Source organism: Bradyrhizobium genomosp. I (2014) (assembly GCF_000261685.1).
Lineage (GTDB): Bacteria > Pseudomonadota > Alphaproteobacteria > Rhizobiales > Xanthobacteraceae > Bradyrhizobium.
This window is the reverse complement of the sequence record NZ_AJQE01000148.1, coordinates 1-5,800: the sequence shown is the minus strand read 5'-3', so window position 1 is coordinate 5,800 and position 5,800 is coordinate 1. Positions and strand designations below refer to the sequence as shown.

General features: G+C 65.8%; 7 protein-coding genes and 1 pseudogene. 3 read left to right on the top strand and 5 right to left on the bottom strand.

Going from position 1 to position 5,800, the window contains the following annotated elements; all coding sequences use genetic code 11:
- Window positions 1-314: pseudogene (locus IC50_RS14425) on the top strand (gamma-glutamyltransferase); the annotation flags it as partial.
- Window positions 315-496: 182 nt separating this feature from the next.
- A complete protein-coding gene (locus IC50_RS41990) occupies window positions 497-715 on the top strand; it encodes a hypothetical protein (RefSeq protein WP_035705431.1) in 219 nt (72 codons plus the stop codon).
- Between the two features lie 55 nt (window positions 716-770).
- Here IC50_RS41990 and IC50_RS14415 read toward each other — a convergent pair whose 3' ends face one another.
- The 4 genes from IC50_RS14415 to IC50_RS14400 are packed head-to-tail and all read right to left on the bottom strand — an operon-like array spanning window position 771 to window position 4,233.
- The gene (locus tag IC50_RS14415; RefSeq protein ID WP_035705428.1) at window positions 771-2,054 is read right to left on the bottom strand and encodes an NAD(P)/FAD-dependent oxidoreductase; all 1,284 of its coding nucleotides are present in this window, start codon (window positions 2,052-2,054) and stop codon (window positions 771-773) included.
- 14 nt (window positions 2,055-2,068) lie between these two features.
- The gene (locus IC50_RS14410) at window positions 2,069-2,800 is read right to left on the bottom strand and encodes an amino acid ABC transporter ATP-binding protein (RefSeq protein WP_035705425.1); all 732 of its coding nucleotides are present in this window, start codon (window positions 2,798-2,800) and stop codon (window positions 2,069-2,071) included.
- Window positions 2,797-3,450 (bottom strand): amino acid ABC transporter permease, encoded by a 654-nt coding sequence (locus IC50_RS14405; protein WP_035705423.1) that lies wholly within the window; start codon window positions 3,448-3,450, stop codon window positions 2,797-2,799. Before IC50_RS14405 ends, IC50_RS14410 begins: the two co-directional genes overlap by 4 nt.
- A 24-nt stretch (window positions 3,451-3,474) precedes the next feature.
- Window positions 3,475-4,233: an ABC transporter substrate-binding protein gene (locus tag IC50_RS14400; RefSeq protein WP_035705438.1), complete on the bottom strand. Its 759-nt coding sequence runs from the start codon at window positions 4,231-4,233 to the stop codon at window positions 3,475-3,477.
- A gap of 160 nt (window positions 4,234-4,393) precedes the next feature.
- On the opposite strand from IC50_RS14400, the gene IC50_RS14395 reads away from it, so the two are divergent.
- The gene (locus tag IC50_RS14395) at window positions 4,394-5,056 is read left to right on the top strand and encodes a helix-turn-helix domain-containing protein (protein ID WP_035705420.1); all 663 of its coding nucleotides are present in this window, start codon (window positions 4,394-4,396) and stop codon (window positions 5,054-5,056) included.
- 94 nt (window positions 5,057-5,150) lie between these two features.
- Here the strand turns inward: IC50_RS14395 and IC50_RS14390 are convergent.
- Window positions 5,151-5,800 (bottom strand): FAD-dependent oxidoreductase (locus tag IC50_RS14390; protein ID WP_035705418.1); only part of this gene is annotated, 650 nt, incomplete at its 5' end.

Sequence of the window (5,800 nt, the reverse complement as noted above, 5' to 3'; positions counted from 1 at the left end):
CCCCCCCCCCCCGCCGTATCCTTCCGGCGGTGACGCAGCTCGTATCCTTTGCGATGGATTTCGGCATGGACCTGGAAGGCGCCATCCACCAGCCGCGCATCGACGCCAGCGAAGGCGCGGTCGTGATCGGCGATGCGCGTCTGCCGGCGGACGCGCGCAAAGCCCTCGCCGCGCGCTTCGACTATGAAGAGGCGCTGGTGCAGTCGCTGCCGATGAAGTTCGCCTGCCCGAGCGTGGTGATGCGCGAGGGCGACACGAATTTTGGCGCGGTCGAGATCTTCCAGCCGTGGGCCGAAGCGGTGGTGGAAAGCTGAGCGTCCGCCAGGCAAGCGACAACGACGCACGGATCGATGCGCGACGGCGCCAGCGTGCGTTGAGCCGGTGCGTGATTGCGCCTCTCCGCGAGCGTCACGACTCCTCCACATTTGCAGGGAATTTGACTGCGCGCAGCTCGTTCGCTGAACGGACAAGTGCGCTCGCCCCACTGGAGGACACGATGAAGAAACTTGCGCTCGCCGCGTCGCTGATCATCGCGGCCGGCTTTACGTTTGCCGGCCCCGCGGCTGCAAAGGGTGGACATGGTCATGGTCGCGGCCATGGTCACGCGATGGGCCATCATTATCATGGCACGCCGCCGGGATGGCACCATGGGCGCAAGGTTGGCTGGCGCGGCATGGGATGCCCGCCCGGCCTGTGGAAACAGGGCCGCTGCTGACGCCCACTCTCCAACTCCTTGCAAGGCGTCGCCCGAAACCAGGCGGCGCCTTTCTTCAAATGCCGAGCCGGTCGCGCACGCGGCCCGCAATCACTGCGGTCGTCACGCCGACCGGCCAGAACGCGTGCAGCGGGATCGGCTTGATGCCCGTGATCGGCATGTCGATTTCCACCTTCGGCCCGCCGATCAGGCGGCGGGCGAGCTGCGCCCCCATCGCGGTCGAGAGCGCGACGCCTCGTCCATTGCAGCCGAGCGAGATCAGGATGTTCTCCACGGGCTCATGCACGTGCGGATAATGATCCCCGGTGATCGCCAGCCGGCTGTTCCAGCCATGGGTCCAGGCCACGCCCTTGAGCTGCGGCCATAGCCGCTCGGCATAGCGGATGAGATAGGCGACGTCGTTGGGTGATTTGATCCAGCGCATCGGGCCGCGGCCGCCCATCAACAGGCGGTTCTGCTGATCGATCCGGTAGTAGACGGTGATGTGGCCGCTCTCGTAGAGCACCGGTCGCGTCGGCATGATCGAACGAGCGACCTCGTCGGAGAGCGGCGCAGTCGCGGCGATCGAGGAGAACACCGGCACGATGGTGCGGCGGAGCGCCGGCCAGAGATCATCGGTGAAGCCGTTGGTGGCGAGCAGCACCTTTTCCGCGTGCACCACCGCGCGCGGCGTCTCGATGCGCCAGCGCGTGCCGTCCCGGCGCAGCGACAATGCCGGTGTCTCGCCAAAAACCTTCGCGCCGGCCGAGATCGCGGCGCGCGCGAGGCCGCGTGCGTAGCTGAGGGGATGCAGATCGCCGCCGCGCGTGTCCAGCATGGCACCGATGTAGCGATCGGTGCCGGTCATCTCGCGGAGCTGCTCGCGGTTCAGATATGTCACCGGCATGCCGCGGCGGATGCATTGCTGCGCGGTCCTCTCGATTGCCGCAGCGCTCGCCTCGTGATAGGCCGCGCGCAGCGTACCGTTCTGCCGCGCCTCGCACGGGATCTGGTAGCGGCGGATCAGGTCGTGGGTGAAATTCGTGGTACCGTAGGCGAACTCGATCACGCGGCGGCCGAGCTCGGCGCCGAAATCCGCTTCGATCTGATCGGGGTCGTGCTTCAAGCCGGGATTGGTGTGGCCGCCATTGTTGCCGGACGCACCCCAGCCCGGCTCCTGCGCCTCCAGCACCAGCGCCTCGACGCCCTGCTCGGCGAGATGCAACGCGGTGGACAGGCCGGTATAGCCGCCGCCGACGATTGCGACCGAGACGGTCTTGTCGGCGTCCAGCGGCGGCGTGGCCGCGGGCGCGACGGCGGTGTCGGCGTAGAGCGAGGGCGGCAGAGGCAGGCGCGTCATTGGCGAAAGACCGATCAGAGCGGATGCAGCACGCGACGCAGGAAATCCTGCGTGCGCGGATGCTGAGGTTGGTTGAGCAGCGCCTTGGCCGGCCCCTGCTCGACGATGACGCCGCCGTCGATGAACAGCACGCGGTCGGCGACGTCGCGGGCAAAGCCCATCTCGTGGGTGACGACGACCATGGTCATGCCGTCATCGGCGAGCTTGCGCATGACGCCGAGAACGTCGCCGACGAGCTCGGGATCGAGCGCCGAGGTCGGCTCGTCGAACAGGATCGCCTTGGGCTGCATCGCAAGTGCGCGCGCGATCGCGACGCGCTGCTGCTGGCCGCCGGAGAGCTGCGGCGGATGTGCATCAGCCTTTTCCGCGAGCCCGACCTGGGCTAGCAGCGCGCGGCCGCGCTCGAGCGCATGCGCGCGCGACTCTCTCTTCACATAGAGCGGTCCCTCGACCACGTTCTCCAGCGCCGTGCGGTGCGGGAACAGATTGAAGCGCTGGAACACCATCGAGACCTGGGTGCGAATGTCCACGATCGACGGCGCGTCGCGGTCGACCTTCAGCCCTTCGACGCTGATCTCGCCGCGGTCGTAGCTCTCCAGCCCGTTGATGCAGCGCAGGATGGTCGATTTGCCGGAACCCGAGGGGCCGATAATGCAGACCACCTCGCCCTTCTGGACGGAGGCCGTGATGCCCTTGAGCACCTCGACCTTGCCGAAGCTCTTGTGGACGTCGCTCAGCTCAATCATCGCTTGCCGGCCCGCTTCTCGAAGTGACGGACCAGCAGGATCAGCGGGATGCTCATGGTGAGATACATCAGCGCCACCAGCGTGAACACGCTGGTGTTCTTGAAGGTCGAAGACGCGATCAGCTTGCCTTGCAGCGCAAGCTCGGCGACCGTGATGGTCGAGGCTTGCGAAGAGTCCTTCAGCATCATGATCATGACGTTGCCGTAGGGCGGCAGCACGATGCGCACGGCCTGCGGCAGCACCACGCGGCGCATGGTCAGCCACCAGCCCATGCCGATCGATTGCGCCGCCTCGATCTGGCCCTTGTCGATGGCCTCGATGCCGGCGCGGAAATTCTCGGCCTGGTAGGCCGAATAGGCGATACCGAGCCCGAGGATCGCCGCCTGCAGGGCCGACAGCGTGACGCCGAGATCGGGCATCACGAAGTAGAGGTAGAACAACAGCACGATGATCGGAATGCCGCGGATCACGTTGATCAGGCTGGCGCTGAGCATCGACAGCGCCTTGATGCCGGAGACCCGCATCATCGCCCAGACGAGGCCGAGCACCGTCGAGAGCAGCAGCGAGCCGATGGTGACGACGATCGTCAGCGCGACGCCGTTCATCAGGATCGGGAAGAACTCGACGGCGTCGCGCCAGAAACCTTTCATCGGGCAGCCTTCGGTGAGCCGTTATCAGCCCTGGGCCTTCAGGCCCCATTTACCGAGGATCTTGTCGATGGTGCCGTTGGCCTTCAGCTTCGCGAGCGAGGCGTTGATCTTGCCGAGCAGCGCGGTCTCGCCCTTGCGCACGCCGATGCCGACCGAACCGACCGTGACCGGCTTGTAGCCGTCGACGAGGCGCACCTCGGGGAAGCCGCCCTGCTTCAGATTGTAGGCGAGGATCGGATAGTCGGCGTAGCCGGCCTTGAGGCGCCCGGTGTTCACGTCGCGCAGGATGTCGGGAATGGTGTCGTAGGCCTTCACCTCGGCGAACAGGCCGGATTTTTTCAGCGCGTCGACAAAGGCGGTGCCGACCTGGGCGCCGACCGTCGCGCCTTTCAGATCGTCCTGCGTGGCATAGGCCTTGGTGTCGGACTTCGGCACCACCAGGCCCTCGCCGTAGCTGTAGATCGGGTCGGAGAAGTCGACGACCTCCTTGCGCGGCGGCGTGATGAACATCGCAGCGGCAATGATGTCGATCTTGCTCGATGTCAGCGACGGTATCAGGGCCGAGAACTGCATCGGCTCGATCTGCACGCTGAAGCCGGCATCCTTGCCGACCTCGGTGATGAGATCGACCATGATGCCCTGGATGGTGTTGGTCTTGGTATCGAGGAAGGTGAAGGGAATGCCCGTCGGCGTCGAGCCGACCTTCAGCACCTGTTGCGCCGAGGCCGGCACGACGGTTGCAATTGCGAGTGCCGCGATCGCGGCCAGACCAAAACGCTTCATCGCATCCCCCTTTGGGTCCGGCCGGTGGCAGCGCTCGCGCATGTCGTGATCGGAGTTGCGAGCCAAGCCGTTTCGGCCTATTTTCACCAATATGAAAATTTGGTCACACTTTCGCAGACGATGCAAGCGGTTTTCATGCACATGAAGGAAGCGGTCTGACGTGAGCGGTGGCAAAAGAATACGCAAACCGGCCGCCGCAAAGCCGGCCAGGACGGTGAAAGCCAAGGCCATTGCCAAGCCGGCCGAGCCGGCGATGGACGTCGCGGTCGGCCGCCGCATCAGGGATCTCAGGCGTATCAGGCGGTTCTCGCTGGAGATGGTCGCCGCACGCACCGACCTCTCGATCGGTTTTCTCAGCCAGATCGAGCGCGGGCTGTCGTCACCCTCGCTGCGCGTGCTGGCGACGCTCGCCGACGTGCTCGGCGTCGGCATCGCCGCGCTGTTCGGTGCGAGCCCGAGTAGCGACGGCGCATCCGATCAGGTGGTGACGCGCGGCTTGCAACGGCCGGAGCTGAAGCTCTGGCGCACCGGCGTATCAAAACAGCTGCTGAGCCCGGCCAGCGCCGACAACAAGCTCAACCTGTTCCTGGTGCATCTGGAGCCCGGCGGCTCCACCGGCGACGAGCTCTACACCCATGATGGCGAAGAGGCCGGACTCGTGCTCGAAGGCGAGATGATGCTGATGGTGGACAGCGAGACGTGGTCGCTGAAGCAAGGCGACAGTTTTCGCTTTGCGAGCCGAAGGCCGCACCGGTTCTCGAATCCGGCTAAGGATGCGAAGGCCGTGGTGCTGTGGGTGAATTGCGTGACGGGGACGGGGTAAGTTACTGTCATTCCGGGGCGATGCGAAGCATCGAACCCGGAAGTTCGAGATTCCGGGTTCGCCTCTTCGAGGCGCCCCGGAATGACAGCGTCAATCACCCGAACCTGTGCGCGTACCTGTCCACCGTCAGGGCGCTGACGTCGATGTCCGGCTTCCTGCCCGACAGCATGTCGGCGAGCACGCGTCCCGAACCGCAGGACATGGTCCAGCCCAACGTGCCGTGGCCGGTGTTGAGGTGGAGATTGGCGTATTGGGTCGGGCCGATCACGGGCGGGCCGTCCGGCGTCATCGGACGCAGTCCGCTCCAGAACGTCGCCTTGGCGAGATCGCCGCCGCGCGGGAACAGGTCGGTCAGCGAATGGTCGAGCGTGGCGCGGCGCGCGTCATAGAGCCTGGTCGAGAAGCCCGAGATTTCGGCGGTGCCGCCGACGCGGATGCGATCGCCGAGGCGGGTGATCGCGACCTTGTAGCTCTCGTCCATCACGGTGGATTCCGGCGCGCCGGAGGCGTCCTTGATCGGCACCGTGATCGAATAGCCCTTCACCGGATAGACCGGCAGCGAGATGCCGAGCGGCGCGGCCATGCGAGACGAATAGCTTCCGAGCGCGAGCACGTAAGCGTCCGCCTGCAACAGGCCGGCGCTGGTCGCGACACCGCTGACGCGCGCGCCGTCGGTCACGATGCGATCGATGCCGGTGTTGAACAGGAAACGCACGCCGAGCGCCTGGGCATGCTTCGCAAGCG

What these genes read in the sequence shown, in the direction of transcription:
- IC50_RS41990 (WP_035705431.1), top strand. Translation starts at nt 497, where the DNA reads ATGAAGAAACTTGCGCTCGCCGCGTCGCTGATCATCGCGGCCGGCTTT.
- IC50_RS14415 (WP_035705428.1), bottom strand. Translation starts at nt 2,054, where the DNA reads ATGACGCGCCTGCCTCTGCCGCCCTCGCTCTACGCCGACACCGCCGTC.
- IC50_RS14410 (WP_035705425.1), bottom strand. Translation starts at nt 2,800, where the DNA reads ATGATTGAGCTGAGCGACGTCCACAAGAGCTTCGGCAAGGTCGAGGTG.
- IC50_RS14405 (WP_035705423.1), bottom strand. Translation starts at nt 3,450, where the DNA reads ATGAAAGGTTTCTGGCGCGACGCCGTCGAGTTCTTCCCGATCCTGATG.
- IC50_RS14400 (WP_035705438.1), bottom strand. Translation starts at nt 4,233, where the DNA reads ATGAAGCGTTTTGGTCTGGCCGCGATCGCGGCACTCGCAATTGCAACC.